This is a genomic window from Cognatundibacterium jejuense, assembly GCF_014284255.1.
Lineage (GTDB): Bacteria > Pseudomonadota > Gammaproteobacteria > Burkholderiales > Burkholderiaceae_D > Undibacterium > Undibacterium jejuense.
In genome coordinates this window covers 55,712-81,919 of sequence record NZ_JACOFV010000013.1, presented here as the reverse complement: position 1 = coordinate 81,919, position 26,208 = coordinate 55,712, and the positions used below count along the sequence as shown (strand labels likewise).

At 46.1% G+C, this 26,208-nt stretch carries 26 protein-coding genes; 14 read left to right on the top strand and 12 right to left on the bottom strand.

The window, feature by feature from the left end:
• Nucleotides 1-93 precede the first annotated feature (93 nt).
• The 7 genes from H8K32_RS14210 to H8K32_RS14180 all read left to right on the top strand — a co-directional run bounded on the left by H8K32_RS14210 (nt 94) and on the right by H8K32_RS14180 (nt 6,086).
• Nucleotides 94-855 carry a DUF1223 domain-containing protein gene (locus tag H8K32_RS14210; RefSeq protein WP_186913198.1) on the top strand — a complete coding sequence of 254 codons (762 nt, stop codon included), beginning with the start codon at nt 94-96 and terminating at the stop codon, nt 853-855.
• A 144-nt stretch (nt 856-999) separates the two neighbouring features.
• The gene (locus H8K32_RS14205) at nt 1,000-1,371 is read left to right on the top strand and encodes a hypothetical protein (protein ID WP_186913197.1); all 372 of its coding nucleotides are present in this window, start codon (nt 1,000-1,002) and stop codon (nt 1,369-1,371) included.
• A gap of 194 nt (nt 1,372-1,565) precedes the next feature.
• Entirely contained in the window at nt 1,566-1,955 is a 390-nt protein-coding gene (locus H8K32_RS14200; protein WP_186913196.1) for a LiaF transmembrane domain-containing protein, read from the top strand.
• Between the two features lie 14 nt (nt 1,956-1,969).
• Nucleotides 1,970-2,659 (top strand): LiaI-LiaF-like domain-containing protein, encoded by a 690-nt coding sequence (locus H8K32_RS14195; RefSeq protein WP_186913195.1) that lies wholly within the window; start codon nt 1,970-1,972, stop codon nt 2,657-2,659.
• Nucleotides 2,660-2,746: 87 nt separating this feature from the next.
• Nucleotides 2,747-3,739, top strand: coding sequence for a sensor histidine kinase (locus tag H8K32_RS14190; protein ID WP_186913194.1), 993 nt, complete (start codon nt 2,747-2,749; stop codon nt 3,737-3,739).
• Nucleotides 3,736-4,482, top strand: a complete 747-nt coding sequence (locus H8K32_RS14185; protein WP_222613119.1) for a LytR/AlgR family response regulator transcription factor — start codon at nt 3,736-3,738, stop codon at nt 4,480-4,482. Before H8K32_RS14190 ends, H8K32_RS14185 begins: the two co-directional genes overlap by 4 nt.
• 146 nt (nt 4,483-4,628) lie before the next feature.
• Entirely contained in the window at nt 4,629-6,086 is a 1,458-nt protein-coding gene (locus H8K32_RS14180; RefSeq protein WP_186913193.1) for a coniferyl aldehyde dehydrogenase, read from the top strand.
• A 23-nt stretch (nt 6,087-6,109) separates the two neighbouring features.
• Here H8K32_RS14180 and H8K32_RS14175 read toward each other — a convergent pair whose 3' ends face one another.
• A complete protein-coding gene (locus tag H8K32_RS14175) occupies nt 6,110-6,967 on the bottom strand; it encodes an HDOD domain-containing protein (RefSeq protein WP_186913192.1) in 858 nt (285 codons plus the stop codon).
• A 208-nt stretch (nt 6,968-7,175) separates the two neighbouring features.
• Nucleotides 7,176-7,997 carry an orotidine-5'-phosphate decarboxylase gene (gene pyrF / locus H8K32_RS14170; RefSeq protein ID WP_186913191.1) on the bottom strand — a complete coding sequence of 274 codons (822 nt, stop codon included), beginning with the start codon at nt 7,995-7,997 and terminating at the stop codon, nt 7,176-7,178.
• A 149-nt stretch (nt 7,998-8,146) separates the two neighbouring features.
• On the opposite strand from pyrF, the gene H8K32_RS14165 reads away from it, so the two are divergent.
• Entirely contained in the window at nt 8,147-8,608 is a 462-nt protein-coding gene (locus H8K32_RS14165) for a MarR family winged helix-turn-helix transcriptional regulator (RefSeq protein WP_186913190.1), read from the top strand.
• 174 nt (nt 8,609-8,782) lie between these two features.
• A complete protein-coding gene (locus H8K32_RS14160; protein WP_186913189.1) occupies nt 8,783-9,202 on the top strand; it encodes an organic hydroperoxide resistance protein in 420 nt (139 codons plus the stop codon).
• A 103-nt stretch (nt 9,203-9,305) separates the two neighbouring features.
• Here the strand turns inward: H8K32_RS14160 and H8K32_RS14155 are convergent, their stop codons facing one another.
• Nucleotides 9,306-10,784, bottom strand: coding sequence for a DEAD/DEAH box helicase (locus tag H8K32_RS14155; protein ID WP_186913188.1), 1,479 nt, complete (start codon nt 10,782-10,784; stop codon nt 9,306-9,308).
• A 510-nt stretch (nt 10,785-11,294) separates the two neighbouring features.
• On the opposite strand from H8K32_RS14155, the gene H8K32_RS14150 reads away from it, so the two are divergent.
• Entirely contained in the window at nt 11,295-13,523 is a 2,229-nt protein-coding gene (locus tag H8K32_RS14150; protein ID WP_186913187.1) for a TonB-dependent receptor, read from the top strand.
• Nucleotides 13,524-13,566: 43 nt separating this feature from the next.
• Complete coding sequence (locus H8K32_RS14145) at nt 13,567-14,253, top strand: Fe2+-dependent dioxygenase (RefSeq protein ID WP_186913186.1); 687 nt, start codon at nt 13,567-13,569, stop codon at nt 14,251-14,253.
• A gap of 10 nt (nt 14,254-14,263) precedes the next feature.
• Here the strand turns inward: H8K32_RS14145 and H8K32_RS14140 are convergent, their stop codons facing one another.
• Entirely contained in the window at nt 14,264-14,713 is a 450-nt protein-coding gene (locus H8K32_RS14140) for a response regulator (RefSeq protein WP_186913185.1), read from the bottom strand.
• A gap of 344 nt (nt 14,714-15,057) precedes the next feature.
• Here H8K32_RS14140 and H8K32_RS14135 point away from each other — a divergent pair, with 344 nt between their 5' ends.
• The gene (locus H8K32_RS14135; protein WP_186913184.1) at nt 15,058-16,626 is read left to right on the top strand and encodes an oleate hydratase; all 1,569 of its coding nucleotides are present in this window, start codon (nt 15,058-15,060) and stop codon (nt 16,624-16,626) included.
• 50 nt (nt 16,627-16,676) lie between these two features.
• Here H8K32_RS14135 and H8K32_RS14130 read toward each other — a convergent pair whose 3' ends face one another.
• The 3 genes from H8K32_RS14130 to H8K32_RS14120 all read right to left on the bottom strand — a co-directional run bounded on the left by H8K32_RS14130 (nt 16,677) and on the right by H8K32_RS14120 (nt 19,164).
• Complete coding sequence (locus H8K32_RS14130; protein WP_186913183.1) at nt 16,677-17,174, bottom strand: GNAT family N-acetyltransferase; 498 nt, start codon at nt 17,172-17,174, stop codon at nt 16,677-16,679.
• Nucleotides 17,175-17,247: 73 nt separating this feature from the next.
• Nucleotides 17,248-18,060: a c-type cytochrome gene (locus H8K32_RS14125; RefSeq protein ID WP_343068013.1), complete on the bottom strand. Its 813-nt coding sequence runs from the start codon at nt 18,058-18,060 to the stop codon at nt 17,248-17,250.
• A 177-nt stretch (nt 18,061-18,237) separates the two neighbouring features.
• Nucleotides 18,238-19,164 carry an NADP-dependent oxidoreductase gene (locus tag H8K32_RS14120; RefSeq protein WP_186913182.1) on the bottom strand — a complete coding sequence of 309 codons (927 nt, stop codon included), beginning with the start codon at nt 19,162-19,164 and terminating at the stop codon, nt 18,238-18,240.
• 264 nt (nt 19,165-19,428) lie between these two features.
• On the opposite strand from H8K32_RS14120, the gene H8K32_RS14115 reads away from it, so the two are divergent.
• The gene (locus tag H8K32_RS14115; protein ID WP_186913181.1) at nt 19,429-20,316 is read left to right on the top strand and encodes a LysR family transcriptional regulator; all 888 of its coding nucleotides are present in this window, start codon (nt 19,429-19,431) and stop codon (nt 20,314-20,316) included.
• A 66-nt stretch (nt 20,317-20,382) separates the two neighbouring features.
• Here the strand turns inward: H8K32_RS14115 and H8K32_RS14110 are convergent, their stop codons facing one another.
• A complete protein-coding gene (locus H8K32_RS14110; protein WP_186913180.1) occupies nt 20,383-21,279 on the bottom strand; it encodes a LysR family transcriptional regulator in 897 nt (298 codons plus the stop codon).
• Between the two features lie 132 nt (nt 21,280-21,411).
• Between H8K32_RS14110 and H8K32_RS14105 the strand changes: the two genes are divergently transcribed.
• Nucleotides 21,412-22,170: an SDR family NAD(P)-dependent oxidoreductase gene (locus tag H8K32_RS14105; RefSeq protein ID WP_186913179.1), complete on the top strand. Its 759-nt coding sequence runs from the start codon at nt 21,412-21,414 to the stop codon at nt 22,168-22,170.
• 121 nt (nt 22,171-22,291) lie between these two features.
• On the opposite strand, the gene H8K32_RS14100 is transcribed toward H8K32_RS14105, so the two are convergent.
• The 4 genes from H8K32_RS14100 to H8K32_RS14085 form a co-directional block, all read right to left on the bottom strand.
• Complete coding sequence (locus H8K32_RS14100) at nt 22,292-22,912, bottom strand: carboxymuconolactone decarboxylase family protein (RefSeq protein ID WP_186913178.1); 621 nt, start codon at nt 22,910-22,912, stop codon at nt 22,292-22,294.
• A gap of 150 nt (nt 22,913-23,062) precedes the next feature.
• Entirely contained in the window at nt 23,063-24,058 is a 996-nt protein-coding gene (locus H8K32_RS14095) for an ABC transporter substrate-binding protein (protein WP_186913177.1), read from the bottom strand.
• Between the two features lie 81 nt (nt 24,059-24,139).
• Nucleotides 24,140-25,528, bottom strand: coding sequence for a sensor histidine kinase (locus tag H8K32_RS14090; RefSeq protein ID WP_186913176.1), 1,389 nt, complete (start codon nt 25,526-25,528; stop codon nt 24,140-24,142).
• Nucleotides 25,512-26,186, bottom strand: coding sequence for a response regulator (locus tag H8K32_RS14085; protein WP_186913175.1), 675 nt, complete (start codon nt 26,184-26,186; stop codon nt 25,512-25,514). The genes H8K32_RS14090 and H8K32_RS14085 overlap by 17 nt, the downstream gene beginning before the upstream one ends.
• Nucleotides 26,187-26,208: the final 22 nt, after the last annotated feature.

Here is a 26,208-nt window from a genome sequence, read left to right as displayed (position 1 = left end):
CTCAAGTCACCTATTCGTTTTTGCAAAGAAAATTTGAATGTAAGGAAAACCGAATATTGCAGACTGATGATTAACTTACTACGAGGTCCAAGTATGAAACTCCCAATAGCCACTTTCTGTTTACTCGCGTCATGTATATCCACTGGCAACGCCATTGAGCTCTGCAGCAGATCGAGCCCTACACATACTGTTGCACTTTTGGAGTTATATACATCGGAAGGATGCAGCAGCTGTCCACCGGCGGACAAATTTTTACAAAACGTCGCTCAAAACGCTGGTTTGCATCCGGATCAAGTAATTCCACTCGCACTTCATGTTGATTACTGGGATTATATCGGCTGGAAAGATCCGTTTGCCAAGCGCTTGTTCACAGAGCGACAACAGGAATTATCAGCCTACGTTCATAGCAGGACGGTATATACACCAGAGTTTTTTATTAACGGCAAAGAATTCCGCAACTGGAATTCCGGCCTTACTTCAGAATTAGAAAAAATCAAACAGCAAGCTGCACTGGCCTCGATCAAGCTACGTCAAACAGGAATAAGTAACGATAAGATTTCTATCGAGATTGACAGCAATAGCAGCCAGTCAGGCGAATTACATGTGGCGCTGCTAGAAAATGGTTTGTCGAGTAAAGTCTCTGCGGGAGAAAATCAGGGAATAACTTTACGTCACGATGCGGTTGCCAGAGTGTGGATAGATCCCATCGCTGTTGTCGCATCAACGCCTAAAAAAACTACCATGACGGTCAATATTCCAGCTAACGCCAATCGACAGCATTTATCGTTGGTTGCTTTTATTCAAAACCAACAAGGAAATATCCTGCAAGCAGTCGAATTAACCGTATGCCTTTAGATTACATCGGCCATGTTGAGGTAGACAAACAAGCCAACAACAAGATTTTGCATCGCGATTGTCAATTAGCTTGAATTCTGGCAAAGTTAGATCATACATTCGTGCAACAGTAGTTGTACGCATACGCCAATCAAGGAGTTTGTCATGTACGATGAAAACGATTTTACTGCTGTATCAAAATTTCTAAAATTAGGCGTCAAAATCAACGTCAAAAATCCCATGGGACAAAACCCTTCATTTGAAACCAGCTTTCCAACACCCAAGGGAGCGATGGTCAACTTAAATGAAAAAAGTCTGTACGATGTAGAACGCAAGTTGCGCGCCTTAATCGGTAACGATACCCCCGTAAAAACAAAGTTATCGCCGTTTGTTTATCTTGGTACAAATTTTCGGGGCATACTGTACTGCACCAAAGGTTCAAACGAATTCATCATTCAAGAGACGCACGATGTATTTGGAAGCGAATCCAAGCGTATCGTTCGTCAAGCTGATGAGTTTATACAATTGCTGAGCTAAGTCATTTCTGACGTCAATGTTGGTCAATAAGCTGGCTGACAGATTTCCCTATATTACGGCCACGTTGCGGTGATTGACGCCTTCGATCGTCAATCACCGACATCTTTCCGTCATTCGCCGATGACTGCACGACAAGCCGGCGCGCTTGCAGTATCGTGAGTACCACAAAATAAACGTATTCGAAAGGAAAGACTATGCGTGACGATACGATGAGCCCGGCTGCCAGAAATGCCAAGAATCTGGTTTTTGGTATTGCTTTAGTCGGTACCGGTGTTTTATTTCTGATAAACGGTTTGGACTTTATCGCTTACCTGAAATGGTGGATATTTGTTCCCGCGCTAATTGCATTGGGCGGGTTGATTGACATCCTGGTTTCACGTAGAGCAAAACAAATCGCCAAGGGTTGTTTCAACATTATCTTTGCGTTCTGGATCTATGCATCGATGGAACATTTGTGGGGCTGGACCTTTGGCACCAGTTGGCCAATTATTCTGATCGCCGTCGGCGTGCAAAGTATCGTGTTCGGCTTATTGTCGTTAAACAAATCATCCTCAGAATCCGGAATATCCTCAGAGTCCCATTGACGAAGGAGAATTACATGAACCAACAAAAGCAACACAACCGCGTTGTGTTTGGCACCATTATTCTGATCTTTGGCGCCCTCGCTTTAATCGATAATTTAAACATTTTTAATACCAGAGAAATTCTCCAATTTTGGCCAACTGTTTTCATCGTTATCGGCGCGCTAAAAATGTCGCGCAGCGACACGGTCTCTGGTCATCTGATCGGTGGCGGCTTTATTGCGGTAGGTGCGTTGATGACCTTACAGCATCTGGGTATTGTCTATTTCAGTAGCCGTAGTTTGTGGCCAGTGGTGATGATTTTTGCGGGCTTATCTATCATCTTCAAAGACCGCCTGAAGGCCGAAATTTCGCCGTCGATTGGCAATATGGAAGACGGCGACAATTGCTGTAATTTATCCGCCGTCATGAGTGGGTCTAAAAGCCAAAATTCATCGCAAAATTTTCGCGGAGGAGAGCTCACAGCGGTCATGGGCGGCATCGAGCTCGACTTGCGCAATGCATCGATCGACGGTAGCGCAACCATCAATGTTTTCGCAGTGTGGGGTGGCATAGAAATAAAGGTACCTGGTGACTGGACTGTCATCTCACAAGGGATTCCGATCTTAGGCGGTATTGAAGATCGTACCGTTCCACCGATGGATCGTAGCAAGACCTTGTTCATACAAGGATATGCGATTATGGGTGGTGTCGAAATCAGAAACTAAATTCACGAGAGCCCCATGCATCCACTGCTATCGGATTTCCGTAGATTTCTCTGGCACATCGCGATATGGCTTGCAGCGGGGCTAATAATGGGAAAAATATTAGTATCGGCAGAGTTCAGCGATTTTTCCTACGCTTGCTTTTTCGCAGTGCCAGTCAGTTTATTTTTTGGTTTTTTGACCAGCTCCGCATACTATATTTGTCGTTCATTTCAGATTCAGAAATACACGTTCTTTCTTATAGCACTGGTATTTATCATCAGCTCGTTCATCTCTGCTGCACTGGCGTTATGCGTAGCCCATGCATGGAATCTCCTGCTGGAAAATTTAAACGACGTTGCGTCTCCTCATAACATCACATCAAAACTTGATATCGCACTCTTTGCCAGCTATTTTGTCTTATACCTGTTAGCGCTATTGACTTATGACGTCGTGATTGCATTTGAACATATGCGAGCAGCGGAAAAACGCGAGACCTATGCTCACCTGTTAGCACGTGATGCAGAGTTGCAAGTGTTGCGCTCGCAGATTGATCCACATTTTCTATTCAATAGTCTTAACTCGATTAGCGCTCTGACAGCGATTGATGCGAAAGCAGCTCGAGAAATGACCATCGCCCTGGCAGATTTTTTTCGTAAAACGCTGACCTTATCGGAACAAGAAAAAGTTAGCCTGGACCAAGAGCTGAGTTTATGTGAGGATTTTTTGGCGGTAGAAAAAATCCGCTTTGGGAAGAAATTGCAAATCGCAATCGAGGTCGATACGTCAACAAATGATGCGTTAATTCCTTCTATGATCTTACAGCCATTATTAGAAAATGCAATTAAACATGGCATCCGCACCATCCGTCAAGGCGGATGTATTACGGTAAAAATTCTGAGGAATACGGATTGGTTACACATTCGCGTTACCAATCCGGTTACTACGGATATTTCTCCTGCCACTGGTTCTGGTCTTGGCTTACAAAATCTGCGTTGCCGCTTTCACGCTTTGTATGATGATCAAGCCAGAGTCGAGTGGAAGCGCACAGAACAAGAATTTATCGTTGAACTGACTCTACCCTGGGAATCAAAGAAATCATGACAAAGCAAATCAGCGTAGTCATTGCCGATGACGAAGAACTGGCACGTCGCCTGATCACCGAATATTTACGCCATCACCAAGATATTCACATTATTACCGAGTGCGAAACCGGCACAGAAGCGATGGATGCGATCAATCAACAATGCCCTGATCTGATTTTTCTTGATATCCAGATGCCAGAGTTGACGGGCTTAGAAGTCTTAGAAATGACCGGCCGCCGTAGCGGTGTTATTTTTACCACCGCCTACGATCAATTTGCCTTGAAAGCATTTGATTTGCATGCGATTGATTACCTGCTAAAACCGTATTCACAACAACGCTTTGACGAGGCACTGAATAAGGCAAGAAAACTCCTGCAGCAAACAGATGCATCTCCTGAAACTGCCATTCAACAATTAATCGCAGAAAACACAAAAAAAAACAAAAGGTTGCTGATTCGCGATCGCAACCAGGTTCATGTTGTTCCCATTGCCTCTATCGACTACATCAAAGCAGAAGATGATTATATTTTGATCCATGCCGCCGGCAAATCCTGGATGAAAACACAAAGCCTGTCAGACATTGAAACGCAATTAAATCCAGTGCAGTTTATACGGATACATCGCTCTTACCTCCTGCAACTAAATGCGCTAAAAGGAATAGAACGCCAAAACAAAGACAGCGTCGTTGCAGTATTAAACAATGGTGAAAAATTACCCGTAAGCCGTTCAGGCTACGAGCGTCTGAAGGAACATTTACAGTAGCTTGCAAATATCTGCCCTGACAGAAAATAATGATGCATTGATAGAAAAAAGGCGTATTCTTTACATTTTGCCTCGAAGTATCGCCAATAGTTATTTGCAAAAAACATCACCTTTATTTGTGCTATTTTTCAGAAAAGAAAGAATCCATGAACGCGCCTGAATTAAATCATCGGTCTTACGCCATGCCTGCCGAATTCAGCGAATGCTTTGATTTGCAACGGGCTGCCTACCTTACCAACCCCTACCCTGATTATGCAAGCCGCCGCGCAGATTTAGAAAATTTGGCACGCTTACTAAAAGAGAATAAGGATGCATTGGTCGCAGCGATCAACCAAGATTATGGTAACCGTTCGAGCTTTGAAACTTTGTTTGCAGAATTTTTCGTTGTGCTGCAAGAGATCAAAGATAATCTCAAACACATGAAAAAGTGGATGAAGCCGCAGCGTCGCCATATCGACGTCTTACTGTACCCGGGCTCTGAAGTCGCTGTCATACCACAACCATTGGGGGTGATTGGTGTCATTGTTCCATGGAATTTCCCGCTCAATTTGTCGTTTGCTCCTTTGGCGGCGATTTTTGCTGCGGGCAATCGTGCCATGCTAAAGATGTCAGAAAACTCTGTGCACCTGGCACGCTTGCTCATTGAAATCACACCGAAGTATTTTCCGCCAGAAAAGCTGCAATTCTTTGAGGATGGGGGTGGCCGTGGGCCGGCATTCTCATCGCTACCGTTTGATCACTTATTCTTTACAGGCTCTGGGCAGACAGGTCGGGCTGTCATGGCGAATGCGGCCCGCAATTTGACGCCTGTTACTTTGGAATTGGGCGGAAAATCCCCTGCCGTTGTAGCGCCCGATTTTCCCTTAGCAACAGCTGCCGATCGAATTATCTGGGTCAAGGCGTTTAATGCAGGTCAGATTTGTACCAATGTCGATTACGTTTATCTGCCCGAGGGCAGCGAGGAAGCATTCACAACCGAAGCCAAACGACTAGTCGCAGAACGCTATCCGGATATCAACCATCCTGATTACACCTCGATCATCGATGAACGCTCGTATTGCAGGTTAGAAGCAACCTTAAATGACGCGCTGGACAAAGGAGCACGTGTAGTTAATTTATTTGAATCTGTTCACTCTGCACAGCCAGACCGTGCACTACGTAAATTCCCGCTCACGCTGGTATTTAACGTGACCGATGATATGGAAATCATGCAGCGAGAAATTTTTGGCCCGCTGCTCCCGGTAAAAACCTATCAACGGCCACAAGAAGTCGTCGATTACGTCAATGCACATGATCGGCCGCTAGCCTTCTATCCATTTACAAACGATGCTGTACTTTTGGATTTTTATCTGAAACGAATTATGTCGGGCGGTGTGTCGGTCAACACGGCTTTATTACACGTCGCTCAGCACGATATTCCGTTTGGTGGTGTAGGTGCAAGCGGTATGGGTCATTACCATGGCTACGAAGGATTTGCGACGTTTTCAAAAATGCGCCCCGTGTTTTATCAAGGGCGATTTTCTGCGATTAAATTAATGATGCTGCCACCGTACGATAAGAGAGCCAATAAGTTGATCGCGTTGATGATTAAATTATTTGGCTGATCCGGTCACATCAACAGTGCAGCTTAACTAATTGCTTTCATCACCATGGTTAATTCAACTCTGGTGTCTTGCAACAGTTTTTCGATATTTTCCTGATTCACACCGAGTAGCAGCAAGCTCGGTGGAACTGCGGACCAATCAAGCTGGTCAATATTTTCAGCGACAAAGTGGGCGTCCAGGAAATCTGCGGTGGCCAGCACATCGGTCAGGTTCGCTTTGACTCCGCGTCCGGGAATGTACCCACGGTGATTAAGAACTGCATTGCGAATATCCTCAGAAATATCCCAATCTTCCAGAATTGCACTCCCAATGCTGGCATGCCATTGATCGATCAAGTCCCAAAGGATCTTATCCGTCGTAAATAATGCCTGGAAATGATGCGCACGATTCAAGATATAAAACTTGCCGATGTCATGTAGCAAGCCCGCCAACATGGCTTTATCTGCGCTCAATTTGGTATGCGTGCGCGCAATCACCATCGATAAAGCAGCAACCCGTAAACTACGTCGCCATAAGCCATCCATTTGCGTCGCTAAGTTACCGTTGAATTTATTTTCTGCAAGTTGTTTCATGCCAACGGCGATAGCGACATTGCGTACTGCTGCAAAACCTAACAGCATCGTCGCCGCACGTAAATCACTGATAGGACGCGCTTGTGGATTGAATGCTGCGGTATTACTCAGATGTAAAACTTTGGCCGACAAAACCGGTTCACTACCGATAATACGTGCAATCAAATCATTTGATATATCAAGCTGGCTCAAGGCTTTCCTGATTTTCATGGTAGCCGCGACCGACGTCGGGAAGATTAACTTTTTATTTGACAGCTCTGTGGAAAAATCTTCCAAAAAGGCAAATTCATTCATCTTATTGTCACTCATAGCGGGCTCTCATTGATCGTCTGGTCTGCCTTCTAATTTTTTTTATATGCTATCAGGATATACATTTTCGAGCTCTAGTTGTGAATTAGTAGCAATTTAGTTGATCTTTGGTTGATCTTTGGTTGCTCTTTGGTTACACGATCAAACTCGCGAGTGACGGTGGCAGCATACGCTGATTTTACAAGTCTTCACTCGCAAGCTTTCGAGATTAATTCCGATACTGATTAATAGCGTCTCGAGTTTCTAAAGCAATACGACGTGCCGCATCTGCGTAATTTTCGTCTCCTATCGCTTTGGCATACAAAATAGCGCGAGAAGAATTGATCATCATTCCGTTACCATTATTTGTTTTGCCGGCATGTACTGTAGCGGCAATATCACCACCCTGGGCACCAATACCTGGGACTAACAAAGGCATGTCGCCAATAATGTGTCGTACCTGTGCCAGTTCGTTCGGGAACGTCGCACCTACGACCAACGCGCATTGGCCGTTGACATTCCATTTATCGGCAACCAATTGCGCCACATGTTGGTATAAAGGTTTACCGCCTACATCTAAAAATTGCAGATCTGAACCACCAGCGTTAGAAGTGCGACATAAGACAATCGCGCCTTTGTCTTTCCATTCCATGTATGGTGCGACGGAGTCAAAGCCCATGTAGGGGTTGACGGTTACCGCATCAGCCTCATAACGTTCGAAAGCTTCACGCGCATATTGTTCAGCGGTAGCACCAATATCACCACGCTTGGCGTCGAGCACTAACGGAATCGTCGGATAAGTCGTTTTGATATAGCGGCAAATTTCTTCCAATTGATCTTCCGCACGTAAAGCTGCAAAGTACGCAATCTGTGGCTTGAAAGAACAAGCCAGATCGGCGGTAGCATCAATGATGGTTTTACAAAAGCTCAGGATCGCATCTGGTTTGCCCGCTAATTCAGCTGGGAAGCGCGTTACATCGGGATCAAGGCCTACACACAGTAAGGAATGATTGCCGGCCCATGCGGCATTGAGTTTTTTGATAAAAGTCACGATTACCTCTGCATTTTCATTTTTTTGGAATATCGACATTATACCGTGGGGCACCGTCAGCAAATGCTGCAACCGTTCAGCTTAAATTTGATTATCATGTCATAGTAGACTTTAGAACGATCACTATTCACTGAAAAATCGGCAATTTTATGACCAAAAAAACAACAAAAGAGATCAATTTGCTCGCCCTGGAAAATCAAATCTGTTTTGCGCTGTACTCCACTTCTCTCGCATTGACCAAAACTTATAAACCTTTGCTGGAACAGCTCAATCTTACCTATCCACAATATCTGGTCATGCTGGTACTGTGGGAGCAAGACGATGTGCTGGTGAAAGATATCGGGAATGCCTTGTTTCTTGACTCAGGCACCCTGACCCCGCTATTAAAACGCCTCGAAGCATCGGGTTTATTAATCCGTCGCCGTGATGAGGCGGATGAACGTCAGGTTAGAATTGTTCTGACTCAGGAAGGCAAACAATTACGAAAAGCCGCCAGCACGATTCCGCCAAAAATTTTGTGCGCTAGCGGCCAGACGCAAGAGCGATTGGTCGCCCTACGCCAGCAACTTTCAGAATTACGCGACCAGTTACATACTGAATTTAACGAATAAACCGTGCCATCATTGATGGCTTAAATAGTCAAAAAAAGAGACTACGCTATCGACTCCATAGAAAAAATCAATCGAAATCATGAAATATTAGATTGCACACAATTTAATTGTGCACTATTATTAATCCATCGATGCAGCCAGTCGTTTTTTTAAATTTCATTACCGGAGAATTCCATGCAAGTACTTTACACAGCAAATGCAACCGCAACTGGCGGCCGTGATGGTCGCGCTACATCCAATGATGGTCACCTCGATGTCAAGTTGACGACACCAAAAGAATTAGGTGGTGCAGGTGGTGACGGCACCAATCCTGAGCAATTATTCGCAGCGGGTTATTCAGCTTGCTTTATTGGTGCAATGAAGTTTGTGGCATCAACTGCAAAAATAGCTTTGCCTGCAGGTGTTTCAGTAAATGGTCTGGTCGGTATTGGCCCCAATGGCAAAGGTGGCTTCGGCATTACCGTTGCGCTCAATGTTTCCTTGCCAGGCATGGACAGAGCAGCGGCACAAGACTTAATCAATAAAGCACACGAAGTTTGCCCATATTCAAACGCAACTCGCGGCAACGTGGAAGTGACGATTACTTTGCTGTAATTCATTTGCACCTTGCAAAAAAAAGAGACCGATTTAATATCGGTCTCTTTTTTATTCTAACTTTCGTTACAGCAAGGCCTTTCATACCACGACCTCATTGCAATCAGACTTTCGGTGTGCCGCCTAACAGGAATGCACGTTTTTGTGGCTTGGTGGTCGTGTTACCAGTTGAACTAAGGCTATTTGCTGGAATAGCCACCGGTAAAGTACTGGCGCTAGGCTCATACGGTTTGAGAAACCATGGATCAACCTTCTCTCGCGGCGCTTGAAAACTGCGTCCCGATTTTTCTGGTCTATCTGTCCCGCTACGATCTGTGCGATCAGAACGATCACGTGAATGACGCGCGCGCTCAGGTGCCTGTACAGAAGTCGCCACAAAACCAGCCAGCGTCAAACGCACAATTTTTTGTTTGATCAGTTTTTCAATATCGACCAGCAGACGCTCGTCCTGATCGGTATGCAGCGAGATCGCATCGCCCTTTGCACCGGCACGACCAGTACGTCCAATACGATGAACATAGTCTTCAGCGTTATATGGCAGGTCGTAGTTAATCACGCACGGCATTTCAGAAATATCCAGACCGCGTGCTGCTACGTCGGTAGCAACCAAGACTTCTACTTCACCGCGCTTGAAATCTTCCAGCGCCAACATACGCTCAGATTGCGATTTATCACCGTGAATTGCAGAGGCTTTGACACCCTGCTTCACCAAATGCACGGCCAGACGCGAAGCACCAATTTTGGTATTAGAAAAGACGATGACTTGTTTCAAACCACGTTCACGGATAATGAAAGAAACGGCATCGCGTTTTTCATCTTCAGCGACTTTATACAAAATCTGCGTTACGTTATCAGCTGTCGCATTGCTACGCGCAACTTCTATCGTTTGCGGATTATTTAAAAAGCTTGCTGCCAGTTTTTTGATTTCTGGCGAGAACGTCGCCGAGAACATCAAATTTTGTCGCTGTTTAGGCAGTAAATTAATAATCCGCTGCAAGTCTGGCAAGAAACCCATATCCAGCATGCGATCGGCTTCGTCCATGACCAGTATCTGTGTCTGCGACAAATTAATCGTTTTCTGCTGCACATGATCCAGCAAGCGACCGGGCGTCGCAATCACAATTTCAACACCGGAACGCAGGATGGCAGTTTGCGGCGCCATGTCTACGCCACCAAACACCACGGTCGAACGTAGTGGCGTAAAACGCGAGTAGGCTTTGACATTTTCCGCTACCTGATCCGCCAGTTCGCGGGTTGGCGTCAGGATCAATGCCCGTACAGGATGACGCGCTGGAGAAGCACTGCTGCTGGCATGCGCCAGCAAACGTTGAATGATAGGTAAAGAGAAGCCAGCGGTTTTACCGGTACCAGTTTGCGCAGCACCCATGACGTCTTTGCCTTGCAAAACAACAGGAATCGCTTCCGCTTGAATCGGCGTCGGGTGTACATAACCCTGCTCAGACAAAGCGCGCAAAATTTCAGGAGCCAAACCAAAATCTTCAAAACGAGTAGTGGCTATAGGCGTGTCTATGAGGGTCGGGCTGGCAGCGCCCTGAACAAGGTCGGACTTTATATCAGTCATGTATTCTATGGTGGGCCTCCCGCAAGCCGCACAGGGAACCAGCAAAATTACCGGCATCACCTCTATCTGCGACAATCTAAGGAGAGTAAGCGTAGGCTAAGAAAGCAGAGATTATATTACAAATCAAGGGCTTAGAGCAAACAAGTGATTTTACTCTGGGTTCTGCGTTTAACATGGATGCAATCTCTTCCCCGATGTCAGTCTTAACCCGTATCTGATTGCGTGAAGCACAGCATAAATCCCCCCCAAGGGCGCGCACCAGACTGAAGTTTAGGATGCATTATTTGCATCACCCTTTACTTCGACGAGCAAAAATAGCTTAACCAACACAGCGTAACTATCAAAAAATACCCTTCTTATCAACTTAATATCTCAAAAAATTTATTCTTCAGATTTTTTGCACTAAATTAGCAAATACAATTGATAACAATTCTCATTTGCATTAAAATTGTAACTTAAAGTAGCCAGCCGCCAACTTTCCTCTCCGTTGAACTCACATAGAAAGAAACCATGGATCGTCGCACTCCTATTGCCGCCGCATTGATTACTTTGTTCGCACAACCAGTCACCACATTCGCCCAGGCAACGTCCAGCGCACCAGCTACACAGCAAAATAAAAGCAGCTTGCCAGAAATCAACGTACAGGCCAGTCAGAATGATTTTGCACCCGGTGCTGTTTCTTTAAGCAAATTGCCTGCCGACCTGCGCGATGTGCCGCAATCAGTCACGGTCGTAAACAAAGCACTCATGCAATCGCAAGGTGCCAATTCAATGGCGGAAGCCTTGCGCAATGTTTCGGGCATTACCTTGGGTGGTGCAGAAGGCGGACAAATCGGTAATAACGTTAATCTGAATGGCTTCTCTGCAAGAACCGACGTGTATCTGGATGGTTTCCGCGATCGTGGGCAATACTACCGTGATACCTTTGCGCTGGATTCGATTGAAGTATTGATGGGGCCTTCATCGATGTTGTTCGGTCGCGGTTCAACTGGTGGCGCGATCAACCAAGTGACCAAAAAGCCTTTCCTCAAGAACCAAACTGAATTGACAGGATCCGTCACCAGCAATGGTCTGGTACGTTCCACAGTTGACTTCAACAAAGTGACGTCTGATACATCTGCTGTCCGTGTTCTGGCGATGGCGCAAGACGGCAGTGCCACGACTCGCGATCAAACCAAACTGCAAGATTTTGGTCTCGCTCCGTCGGTAAGATTAGGCATAGGTACACCAACAGAAATCACCTTATCTGCCCTGCTACAACATAACCACGACATGCCTGACTATGGAGTAGGCCCACTCAACGGACGCCCAGCGCCAGTAGATCGCAATACCGCCTATGGTTACAACGACGATCATACTGACTCCGATATCGCGGCATTAAACAGCACTATCGTGCATAAGCTTAGCCCACAAACAACGCTGCGCAACCAGACGCAATTCAATTACGTCAGCACAAAAGCTGTCGAGACAGCGCCAAATACAATAGGTACGGTAGGACCAAAAGGTTTTACACCGCTGCCTGTTTCTGCGATGAGCAATTTGCCCTTGTCGAGCCTATACGAACGTTTACAAAGCCATGACCGCAACATCCGCGACTATTCGATTTTCAATCAGACTGAAATATCGACAACGGTCATGAGTGGCGGCTACAAACACAACCTGTTAGCGGGTCTGGAGCTTGGTCACGATGGTTACGATAATCAGAATTTTTATAGAAATGGCTCCTGCAACGGCGTCCCTCTCACGACGGCAACGGCGACCAGCGGCTTTGTTGCTTGTGTACCGTTGATCAATCCCAATGCTGGCAACTCACCAACTAACGTTGCCAGCAAAGCAGGCAATCGCGCCGGAGGTTCATCTAACACAGTAGCCACTTATATCAACGACACGCTGGAACTTAATCCATACGTGAAATTGGTCGGGGGATTACGCTACGACAGATTCAGCGCCAGCATTACTAATTCCATCAATTCCAGCAATACCGCAGGAAGCACAACGTTGCCGTCGGCTGACCAAACCATAGGATTTACCAGCGTCCGACTGGGTAGCATCTGGCAACCTGACGCGCAGCAATCTTACTATGCATCCTACGGTACTTCGTTCAATCCATCTCTGGAACAATTGACCGGTACAGTAGGCCAAACCAATCTTGCGCCAGAAAAAAATCGTTCTTATGAGTTGGGAGGTAAATGGGATTTATTGAACGGAAATCTGGCATTAAATTCAGCCGTTTTCCAAATTCAAAAAGAAAACGCCCGTAGCCAGATCAGTGCTGGCGTGTACAGCATGGATGGCACAGTGCGTGTCAATGGCTTTAGAGTTGGTGCTAGTGGTTTGCTGAGCAAAGGTTTACAACTCGCCATGAATTACACCTATCTCGATGCAAAAGTAGTAGCGGCATCAGCAGCAGATGGTACGCTGGGCAAAATCCCTGCCAACACACCACGCAATACGCTCACTGCATGGACGACGTATGAATTCGCTCCACGTTGGGAAATCGGTGGTGGTCCAGTGTACATGTCACAGCGATATGCAAGTGGGGCGAATGTCGTCAGTGTCGCAGGTTACACGCGCTGGGACGCAACCATGGCGTATAAGCAAAAAAATTACGACGTTCGTCTGAACGTGTTTAATCTGAGCGATAAGATGTACTACGATGCTTTAATTCCATCCGACGGCGGTCGCTCAGTGCCAGGCACTGGTCGTAGCGCGATGCTGTCGGTGGCGTATCGTTTCTGATCACACATTGTTCATCGTTTTCTGCATTCATTAAAGGTCGACCATGTTGATTCATATTCCCGGCGTATTAGATACCAACACGTTAAATACCGTACGCACGATGCTGCTACAGGCGGGCGACGCGTGGGTGGATGGCCGCATCACGGCTGGCTATCAAGGTGCGCCAGTAAAGTTGAATCAACAAATCGACGAACGTTCCGAAGTGGCGCACCAATGCCAGCACATTGTGCTATCCGCATTGGAACGTAACCCGCTGTTCATCAGTGCAGCGTTGCCGAATGTCGTTTATCCACCGATGTTTAACCGCTACGGTGAAGGCATGGGATTTGGATTGCACGTCGATGGTAGCGTACGCTTACATCCTCATAATGGAAGTAAGCTGCGCACTGACGTCTCTGGCACGCTGTTTCTGGCAGAACCTGATGAATACGAGGGTGGTGAGTTACAGATTGCCGACACCTATGGTACACACAGCGTAAAACTGGCTGCGGGAGACATGGTAGTGTATCCCTCCACCAGCTTACATCAGGTAACGACGGTCACTCGCGGCATCCGCTTAGCGTGCTTTTTGTGGGTGCAGAGTCTGGTCAAAGATGATGGTCAACGCAGCTTATTATTTGATATGGATACGTCGATTCAAACGCTCAATCGCACCCAGGCTGACGAAACCGCGCGCCGCAGTTTGGTAGGCTGTTACCATAATCTGCTGCGTCAGTGGAGTGAAACCTGATTTAGGTAATCTACGTTCTCATTCGGTTCTGTGGCCAAACACGTGGAAAATCGATGGTTACGATATGCAGCTTTGCAAGCATCTTTTCCAACTTTTTTAAAAGGCTCAATGCATTTATAGGCCGGACGATATAGTCGTCTGCTCCAGCATTTGCCGCATCAAGAATATTCTTTTTGCTTGCATGAGAGCTGCACATCAAGATCGGTAAATGATTTAACTCTGGGTCACCACGCAGTGAACGAATCAAATTCAAGCCATCCATAAGTGGCATGACAAAATCGGTGATAATGAATTCGATAGGTGCGCCAATATACTTAGTGGTATTTAACGTCCGTAATGCCATTTCACCGTTTTCCGCTTCCGATACTCTGACAAAGCCGATTTCTTTTAAAAGGCTAACAATCAAAGACCTCAGATTTGGCTCATCGCTGACCACCAGAAAATGAAGTTCTGTATCCATGAAGATAATACCTTCCAGCTCTCTCTGGAACTGAGAGCATTTAAATTTTTAATAATCACGTTAAAAAGAATATCGAAAATAGATTATTGATGTCAGTGCGGTGAACAACAAACGGCATCGAAAAAAATGGCTTTAAGTTGCGTGTATATGTTCACTTCCTCTGTACCCCAAAAAAAATTCCTCCCGCCACTATAAGCACATTCCACGGCTCAAAACAATGTGCCAGCGTTAGCTCGTTTAATATCGGCAGTTACACGCCGCCTTATGTTTGCCAGCGTACTGATCTTTGCGATCGTATGAAATAACGTCAGTCACTTAGTCCACTGCAACAGAAAGTATTTATCATGACTTCAACACGTAAAGCTTATTTCGTTGGCGGCGGAATCGGCTCACTGGCTGGTGCTGCATTTTTGATTCGCGACGGCGGGATGGCAGGCAATCAGATTTCCATCTTTGATGCGGCTTCGGTCATGGGTGGCAGTCTGGATGGCTGCGGCGACGCGGTCAAAGGCTATTCTATGCGTGGCGGACGTATGTTGACCACGGATAACTACGAATGCACCTGGAATCTTTTCAAATCTATCCCATCACTGACACTCTCAGGTAAAAGCATTTTTGAAGAAACCGCAGAATTTAACGAAAAACATCATTCCAACGCGATGGCACGTCTGGTCGACAGCCGCCGCGCCAAAGTACCGGTTAAATCGATGGGTTTCTCAATCCATGATCGTGTTGAGCTGCTCAAACTAGCGAGTGCTGACGAAGAGGCATTAGGCAACAGCCGAATTACCGATCACCTATCGCCAGAATTTTTTGAAACTGAATTTTGGTATATGTGGGTAACGACTTTTGCCTTTCAGCCCTGGCATAGCGCGGTCGAATTCAGACGCTACCTGCATCGTTTCCTGATGGAGTTTGTACGCATCGAAACGCTGGCGGGTGTAAAGCGCACTGTATTGAACCAATATGATTCTCTGGTCGTACCTTTGCAACGGTGGCTGGAAGCACAAGGTGTGCATATGATTTCTAACTGCCTGGTAACGGATCTGGAATTCAAGAACGATGGCGATAACATCGAAGTTCTCGGTCTGCGTTACTTACTGAAGGGTCAGACCGAGACCTTGCAATTAGAAGATGGCGACCTCACGTTTCTACAAAATGGCTCTATGACAGACGCCTCAAGCTTAGGCTCGATGACTGCTGCACCTGCCAAATTAAAGAAAACACAAAGCGGCAGTTGGTCTTTATGGGAAAAAATCGCCGAAGGAAGACCCATGTTGGGCAATCCAAAAGCCTTCAATAGCTGCGTCGCACAATCAGATTGGGCATCATTTACGGTCACTTTAAAGGACTCAGCTTTCTTTGACCAGATGCACAACTTTAGTGGGAATGAGGCAGGTACAGGGGGATTAGTTACATTTAAAGATTCGAACTGGCTTATGTCTATTGTGCTGGCACACCAACCGCATTTTGCCAACCAACCTTCAGACGTGTTCGTATTTTGGGGCTATGGATTATTTCCAGACCGTATCGGCAATTTCATTCCCAAGGCAATGGCTGACTGTACAGGTGAAGAAATACTTCAGGAGCTTTGCGGGCATTTACGCTTTGACTTTGATACGGTGCTCACGGCAAACTGTATTCCATGTCGCATGCCCTACATCACGAGTATGTTTATGCCACGCGCCCAAGGTGACCGGCCGCTGCCGATTCCACCCGGGACTAAAAATTTCGCCTTCATCAGCCAGTTTGTTGAGATTCCGCTAGACACCGTTTTTACGGTGGAATTTTCAGTACGCGCAGCACAAATGGCGGTCTACGAATTACTGGGTATCACCACACCTATCCCACCCGTAACACCTCATGACAAATCGCTGCATACACAATTTGAGGCCTTAATCAAAGCGCTGTGACAAAATGTATTACGTTTTGTCATTTTAAACTTCACAAAAAGGCCTGCACATTAAAGAGAAGTTGAAGAAATTGGAATAATCGGAACAATCGAAACAATCACTTTCGACATAAACACGCTGTTTGGGTCTTCAGCATAATCTGCAAATGGCTCACAGTATTCAAAGCCAAAACTCCGGTACAAGTCACGCGCAGGTTCGAAGAATTTGATAGAACCTGTTTCAAGACTGAGTCTGGAATAATTTCTTTGACGCGCTTCGTCGATTAGATGCTGCAGTAATTGTCTGGCAGCACCACGCCGGCGCAAATTGCGTGGCGTGCGCATGGATTTGATTTCGGCATGCAGCGTATCAAGCTGCTTGAGCGCAATACATCCTGCCAGCTGATTTTCATCCCAGATAGTCCAAAAGGTAATGCGTGGATCTCGTAAAGCTTCGAGGTCAAGCGCATGTACGCTTTCAGCCGGGCTATTGGCATACATGTCTTGTAAATGTTCTTCCAGCAAGGCGCGAATTTCATCACCGTGCAAATCATCGATACGGATTTTCATAATTACTTTCTTATTTCTAAATTTTTGCGCTAGATAAAAACGACGAAGTATCAAATTTGTATGATGAGCATGATTAATATCTTGCATCTTTGGGTTTATCACCGTTTGGCCAGTCCAAGGATTTTTTGGAATAAACCGGACGTATCTGGTGCGTGAAGTACTCGGCAACGTCAATCGCTTCCTGATCAGTCAGCGTTTCACCTTGCCCCAGCGGCATATTATGTTTGACAAATGCAGCGGCGGTATATGTCCTTGCCATACCAGCACCATCGTTGAATGAATCAGGCCCCCAGAGCGGCGGAAAAGTATAGGTCTTTTCCGTTTTACTACCCTCCCCTTTTTTACCATGACAACTCGCGCATTTTTCCTCATAGATACTCGCCCCGCTCTCACTGTCTGGTTTCAATTTCTGATTGATCGATATAAAACCCCGACCGGCAATGCTGGTACCAGTTGGGACACCTGTTGAAAGCCAACGCATATAAGCGAGAATATTATTCATTTCCGGAGAAGCAAAATCTAATGGCTTCCCATTCATCGAACGTTCGAAACAATCGTTAATCCGCTCCTGCAAAGAAATGAGTTTGCCGCTGCGCGCCCTGTACTCGGGAAACACACCCCAGATACCAAGCCAAGGTGCAGCTCCCGCCACTGTTCCGGCTTTGAGATGGCAATTCGCACAATTGAGACCATTGTCAACGTTGCGGGGCAAGACCAAATTCGTTTCAGTCAGGATTTTTTTACCCATGCGAATGGCATCGCCACTGATACCGCTGGGAATACTCGATTCAGGTGGCGCTGAAATCACCTCCGAGGCAGTTGCCAGAAGACAGGTGTTACAGACAAGAAAAAGCCCAATCTGGCATAGTTGACGTAAAGTGTTCACTATCTATTCTTCCGGTAAAATGCAAGTTTGCATTCATGCTTTATTCATGCTTTTTATGCAATAACATCCTGAATCATAACGTAAAAATAAAGCCCATAGGAAACAAAAGAGCCTCAGTCTGTCCGACCAAGGCTCGCACAAAAATTAGTAAATTCAAACACCTAACGCCTATTGCAATTACTTGATCGTCACCACAATTTTGCCCTTGGCACGACCAGATTGGCTGTAATTCAATGCCTCTTGCGCCTGAGACAGTGGGAATGTTTTATCAATCAATGGTTTGATCACCGCTTGCTCTGCCAATTTGCCAATCTGTGCCAACTGTTCACCGCTGGCCCACATAAAGAAGACTTCCGACTTCACACCGAATTGTTCAGCAATGCCGCTGGTATCGGGAGGTGCGATGATAGAGATTAGCGTTCCACCTTTTTTCAATACTGCATACGATTTTTCGCGTGTGTTACCACCAAGAGTGTCAAACACCACGTCATAGTCATGCACGATATCTTCAAATTTTTCGTGCTTGTAATCGATCACGATATCAGCACCCAATTCGCGTACCAAGGCCAGGTTATCAGTGCTGGTGGTAGCAGCGACAGTGGCTCCCAAATGTTTAGCCAACTGAATCGCAATCGAACCTACACCGCCTGAACCCGCATGTATCAAGACTTTTTGCCCACCTTGCAGATTTGCCTTAGTAACCAAGGCTTGCCATGCGGTCAGTGCAACCAACGGTAAAGAAGCGGCTTGCTCATGGCTCAGGTTGGCAGGTTTGTGGGCTACGTCAACGGCTTTGATTACCACGTATTCGGCAAACGTACCTGACTGCATGCTTTGCGGTCTGGCGAATACAGCGTCACCTACTTTAAAGGTTGTGACGTCTTTACCGACGGCGGTCACAATGCCCGACACATCATTGCCAACGACATACGGTAAAGGCAAAGGGAGCATACTCTGCAAATAACCGGCGCGTATCAGATTATCGACCGGATTCACGCTGGTAGCGTGTACTTCTATCATCAGACTATCATCTAGTAAAACCGGTTGTGCAATATCTGTGATTTCCAACTCAGATCCGTATGCTTTAACGATGGCTGCTTTCATTTTTGAACTCCTGGTAAATTAAATGCCGTGATCAAAAGGACCAAGGCTAAGTGATCGAAATTTTATGTTGTGTTGCGTTATCAGTTATCGCGCAGTGCATTGGGCTTGCTGCTGAATAAGGATGCTTTAAAGCCTACTCATGACAGTTTCCCTCTTAGTCGCGACGTGATGAAGCAAAGTATAGAGTCACTATTAGTGCTTGAATAGTCAGTAATTATGCATAATACTGTTGCTCTATAAGCATAAATAAACAAGGAGTTACCCATGAATACGCTGCGCCTGGCGATGTTCAGTGCGATCGTCAATGCTGGCAGTATCAGCAAAGCTGCTACCACTTTGGGAATGGATAAATCGGTCTTATCTCGTCAACTTGCCAAGCTGGAGGATGAGCTTGGTGCCCGCCTTATCCAGCGTTCTACCCGGCGTCTGACACTAACTGAAATTGGTGAGCTGGTCTTTGCAGAAGCGCGCTCAATTGATCGAGCAGTATCAAATATTGAGCAACTTACTGAACAACACCAAAGCGAGGTGCAGGGGCGCTTACGTGTTACTTGCCCCAGACCACTTGGGCAACGCTATCTGGTGCCTTTGCTGGTCGAATTCACTGCACTCCATCCGAAGATAGAAATCGCGCTGACGGTCGACGATCACATGGTTGACTTGATTGCAGAGCATATCGATGTGGCACTGCGCGTTGCCCACTTAGAAGACTCCACGTTGGTCGCTCGCAAGTTAGGCGATAACCCACGGGTTTTGGTCGCCTCCCCCTCCTATCTGACGCGCAGAGGCGCGCCGCATAGTCCCACGGATCTATTAACGCACGACTGCTTGCTCTATAGCAGCGGTGCGAGAGTATTTGACGAGTGGCATTTCACAAAAGACGACATCAGTACGCCAGTACGTGTCACTAGCAAGATACAGATCAACGATGGGATGGCATTGGCTGCCGCTGCCGTCGCCGGGGGCGGCGTGACGTTGCTCGATCGATTACTGGTTGCGCATGAGTTGGCTGATGGTAGTCTGGTGCAGCTTTTGCCTGACTATCAATTACGTCACGGGCAACCAGTCTATGCCGTTTACCCGGCACGTCCGTGGCTGGCTCTGAAGACAGCGACATTTGTGACGTTTTTGCAGGAGCGGCTATTTATCTGAACGTCTGCCGCCGATTTATTTTGCCAAAAAGCCTGCCCGTTAAAAACGCTCAGGCGGGATAGGCAATTATTCATATTCTCGCATCACGTCGGCAACCCAATTCATAAATAGCTGGGTACGTTTTGGTAAATGACGCCGGTTTGGATACAACATCGATACCGGCATCGGTGCCGCGCAATACTCAGGAAGTACGGCAATTAATCTGCCTTGTTGCAGCAGATCCAACACTCCGATTTCAGGGGCTTGTATGATCCCCAATCCGGCCAGACAAGCGGACTGATAGGCATCGGCATTATTAACGACAATTGCGGCAGAGACTTGCTTTTGATACGACTGGTCACCAATCGTGTAATCAAACGTGCTGGTTGAGGCGCCAAAGCTGGGCGAGTAATGAATCATTTGATGAGCATCCAGATCGTCGATACGGAGAGGCATCCCATGCCGTTTGAGATACTCAGGGCTGGCACAATTGATCAATTTAAACTGACCTAAGGGACGTGCAATCAAATTGGAGTCGATTAAAGTACCGACCCGGATGACGCAGTCAAAACCTTCCCGTATCAAATCAACCCGTCTGTCGGTACTACTTAACTCAATATCGAGCTTGGGATGGGCGCGCATAAATTCTGGCAACCTCGGAATAATCTTTACTCTCGCGACACCAACTGGCATATCCACCCGCAGTCGGCCACTGATCTCTACCTCATTTTGCCGGAACATGGATTGCAGCTCATCCATGTCGATCAACATATCTTTGCTACACTCATAGTAAACCAAACCATCCTGCGTCATCTGCACGGTGCGGGTCGTGCGCTGCAACAGGCGCGTGCCCAGAGCGTTTTCTAACTGCTTGATCGCCATCGATACACTGGCCTTAGGCAAGCCCAGACTGTCAGCAGCCTGGGTAAAACTCGCCAACTCGGCTACCCGTACGAAGATTTTCATGGCTTCAAGCTGATTCATCGCATCACCCTCAAAAATTATTGTTTGTGAATTTTGAACAGTTTAATCATTTTTTGCATCTTTGTTTAAATTAAATAGACTAATAAACTCTCTTCATTCCCAATCACGGGGACCAACATTGAGGAGAAAAACATGACAAGCAAGATTGCAATCATCACTGGCGCCAGCCGCGGTTTGGGAAAAAGTGCAGCATTAAAGCTGGCACAGCAGGGAGTCGACATCATCTTGACCTACCACAGTAAAGAAGCGGAAGCCGCTGCCGTGGTAGCCGAAATTGAAAAATTGGGTCAGAAAGCGCTTGCACTGCGATTAGATGTCGGTGACAGCCATAGCTTTGACGCCTTCGTCAAAACTATCCAGCAAGCGCTGGAACAAAAATGGCAACGTAGCGACTTTGATTTTCTGGTGAATAACGCAGGCATAGGCATCTACGCAGGATTTAACGAAACCACCGAAGCGCAATTTGATCAATTGCTGAATATCCAATTCAAAGGCGTATTTTTCCTGACACAGAAATTGCTGCCAATCATCGCTGACCATGGCCGCATCATCAATATATCGACTGGTTTGACGCGCTTCTCCCTGCCCGGCTATGCGGCCTACGCTGCAATGAAAGGGGCAATTGAAGTACTGAGCAAATATCTGGCCAAAGAATTGGGACCTCGTTCTATCGCAGTCAATGTCGTAGCTCCTGGTGCCATTGAAACTGATTTTGGTCACGGCGCAGTACGCGACAATGCTGATTTAAATTCATTTATCGCTTCGCAAACAGCGCTTGGCCGCGTCGGGCTTCCTGATGATATCGGTGGTGTGATTGCCTCCTTATTAAATCAGGATAACGGCTGGATCAATGCACAACGTATTGAAGCGTCTGGCGGGATGTTTTTGTAAAGTAAAAATGATTGGGAATTCCTGAAGGGCTCGGTGGCTTGCAGCCAATACCTAGCCCCCAATTCTAGAAAATATTTAAAAAAAATATCTTCAAATAATATCTTCAAATGAATAGTGCTTTTTATTTGGGAAAGCGTTCAAGTTTTTTTCCATCAGCAGGTATCTGATACTCGGCGACATTCAGCTCCATTGCTAACAAGGTGTAGTAAGCAATGATACCTGTTAAATCGACGGTGCCTTTTTTGCCAAAGCGATTTTCCACGCGCTTAAACGTCGGTTCTGATACCCGCTTATTATGTTGGAGTTCGATACAAAAATCATAGACCATTTCTTCATCGGCACTCATCACGCCCGGACGACGACCGTCTGCAATGGCGTCAACAATTTCTCTTTTTAGACCGGCTTTTAAAGCAATAGGTTGATGAACATACCATTCATAATCCTGAGTCCATTCGCGTGCCGTCATTAAAATGGCTAACTCGCTGAGAGTGTTTCCGATCGCAGATTTGTAGCGCAAATAGTCGCCCATAGAACGCGCTAGTGTCATTACTTGAGGGCTGTGCATCAAAGGTTCAAAAGGACCAAAAACGGGGACTTTACGATTTGCTTCAAAATCTTGCGCTGCCTGCTTTTGTTCATCGTTATAATTTTCTGGAGCGATTGTCGGTAAGCGATCGGCAGCGTACGCACATGTAGTAATGCTTATCAGCGATGCCAGCATAATTGAATGTCGAATTTTCATATCTTACTCCCTAAAAAAATCAATTCCTTAAAGACAAAGTTCTATATCAAACGATGATAAATATTTTTTAAGTAACAGCAATCGATCTGAAATTTCGTATTCTAAATTGAATCCTGAAGCACTGATTCTACGACAATTTACCTCAACTACTTATTTGGGATTGGAAATGAATTCGTTCGTAAACGTATTGTTGAGATTGATGTGCTTCCCATAGAGGGATTTATCATAGTCGCGCAAAACTTTGAGTACCGTTTCTGGTCCACCCTCAGGCATCTTGCCGTCAGCGGTAAACATTTCCTTGCTATTTTTCAAAGCAAGAACGTAGTTTTCTTTGTCGTTGGCATAAAAGGAAGCGGGCATTTGATCGCTGATTTCGGATGCGCTATGCGTTTGAATGTAGTTGAGCGCCTTAACCAAAGCGATGACGATTTTTTGCACCTCGTTGCGATGTGTTGTCACCCATGCGTTGGGCATATAGAGACAGGCCGCCGGATAAGCCCCGCCGAATACAGCTTGAGTTTCTTTGATGCCACGCAAATCGAGCAATACTGTCGCCCGGCCAGCAGAGGTAAGTCGTGAAATAGTGGGCTCACTAGAAATACCGGCCTGTACCCGCCCTTGCATCATTGCGTTTATAAAGTTATCGCCCGATCCAACGGGTAGTATGTTGATTGCATTACTTTGAACACCTGACTTTTGCGCAAGATATCGAATAATCGTATTGGTAGACGAACCCAAACCCGTCACACCAAATGAGCGCCCCTTAAGCTGTTTTAAAGAGGTAATTTCTTTTGCACTTTTTTCAGCAACCAGGATAGCCTGCCCTGGTGTTTGCGTAAGCTGAATCACGGATTTCACTAATTTACCGCGTGCCTGCAAACTAATCGTATGATCATAAAAACCGATCACACCTTGTACTGAGCCAGACAATAATTCAGTCTCTGCATTGATGCCATTACGGTCGGTCAAAAATTCTATATCCAGCCCGGACTCGGCAAAATAACCAAGCTGTTCAGCAAGTTTCACCGGCAGATAAATTTGCTTTTCTATGCCTGCAACCACAATGCTGATTTTTTCGCCTGCGTAGGCCACCGCACAGCCCAGGTATAAAAACACCGTCAGCAATAGCTTAAAACAAAATGTCATGTCGTTTCCAAAACAGAAAATAGGTGCTCTTTGAAGAAGACTAAATCTTTACATTATTATAGCAACCGGCCGGTATGATTTTTACTGAGCAGGGAATCTGACCTCAACCTGAAGACCACTACCTTGATCTACACCAGTTAATCGTATTGACGCTGACAAAGAATCACAAATACTCTTGGCAATCGCCAAACCAAGCCCGGAGCTATTGGATTTTTCTTCATTCACACGATAAAAACGCTCAAACACCTTTTCGCGGTGCTCGGGTGCAATTCCCGGTCCATTATCGATGACACGTAGCACGGCTTGCTGATCTTCCAATACAAGCGTCAACGTGATCATGCCACCAGCATGGATGTGCTGTATCGCATTATCAACTAAATTAGCAATTAATTCTCTGAGCAGGTAAGGACTGCCACGGAGACAAATACTCTCATCCAAGGTATCAATGCCCAGATCAAGCTCTTTCTGTTGCGCCAGCAAGGCCATATCGACCACCACTTGCTTGACCACTTCTGACACGTTCAATAACTTGCCCTGGCTCGCATTGGATTGATTTTGTTCTGCCGCCGCCAGAATTAATAGCTGATTAATGACTTTACTACCGCTTGCTATCGTTGATTTAATATCGGCGAGTACTTGCTGCTGTTGAACGCCGTTGGTCGGATTTCTTTTGGCAAAATCAACTTGAGAATTAATAATCGAAAATGAAGTCCGCAACTGATGTGCCGTATTCGCGACGAATTGTTCATAAGAAGACAGGGTCTTGTTGAGTCTGGTCACATAGTCATTGATAGCAAAAATGACCGGTTGCAACTCACTGGGCGTATCATCAACCGACAAACTCTCGAGCGAACCAGTAGGACGTCGCATCAGTAGCTCACCAAACTGAATTAAAGGCTGCATCATCCATCGCAGAGCGATCATCAAGCCCAAAATAACAATGGCCAACAAAATCAAGTGCTCACGTATGGTTCGGACAAACAGACTGCGTCTGAACGCGTGATGGCTATTGAGCGTTTGGGCAACTTGCGTAATGCTGGTTTCATTACCAACGCCATTGGCCAACATCTGCTCATAGGCAATGACGCGCACCTCCTCGCCGCGTATGGTGGACAGATAATAGTATCCTTGCTCCATTTGCAGGGTGCCGGTATAGGGCAGCAACTCTTCATTTCCTGCGACTAATTTACCGTTGCCGGTGCGAACAGTGAAGTAAATATGATCTTTATATTCATTCGAAAACAACTCAAACGCGGCAGGTGGAATTCTGATTTCATAATTATCATCCACTTTTTCTAATTGCTCAGAAATTGTCCTGGCAGAGCCTTTGAGCAGCTGTTCCTGAACCAAAGTAGCAATACGATCCGCATCATGATAGCCCATGAGCAAATCAACAAATGAAATCAGCACTGTAGGCAAAAATACCCAAAGCGCAAGTTGTGTCTTTAAACTTTTAACTCTGAGTTTCATATGTCAACATATAACCCAGACCGCGTAGAGTGATGATTTGTGCACCTGAGTGTTCGATTTTTTTTCTTAATCGAACGATATAAATTTCCAAAGCTTTGGGTGACACAGTATCTTCAAGGGTGAACAAACTATCCGTCAGATCTTTTTTGGAAACGGTCGTATGTGCATTGCGGATCAGCGCTTCCAGAATCGCATGCTCACGCGGTGTGAAGCTTAAATCTTTTCCATGTGCATTAAAAATCTTCGCATTGCTATCGTAATTTAGCGTGCCACAACTAATCACCGGGCTCGCCTTGCCTTTTGATCTCCGCAACAATGAACGCAGCCGCGCCTCAAGTTCCTGGATGTCAAATGGCTTGGCAATATAGTCGTCCGCACCTAAATTAAGATTTTCAATCACATCGCTAAGCGTGTCGAGCGCGCTGATGATCAGCACCGGTACTTCATTGTGTTTTGCACGCAAATTCTTCAATAAGGTCTGACCTTTAATGCCAGGCAGCGTCAGATCAAGCAAAATCGCATCATAGACCTGGGTTAATAAAAAGTGCTCGGCATCTTCCCCGGAGAAAGCCTGCTCCACCGCATAACCCGACTGCGTCAGTAATTTAGTGAGCCATGTAGATAGCTCACGATTGTCTTCGACCAAGAGTAATTTCATGGACGTAAGATTAATGCATTTT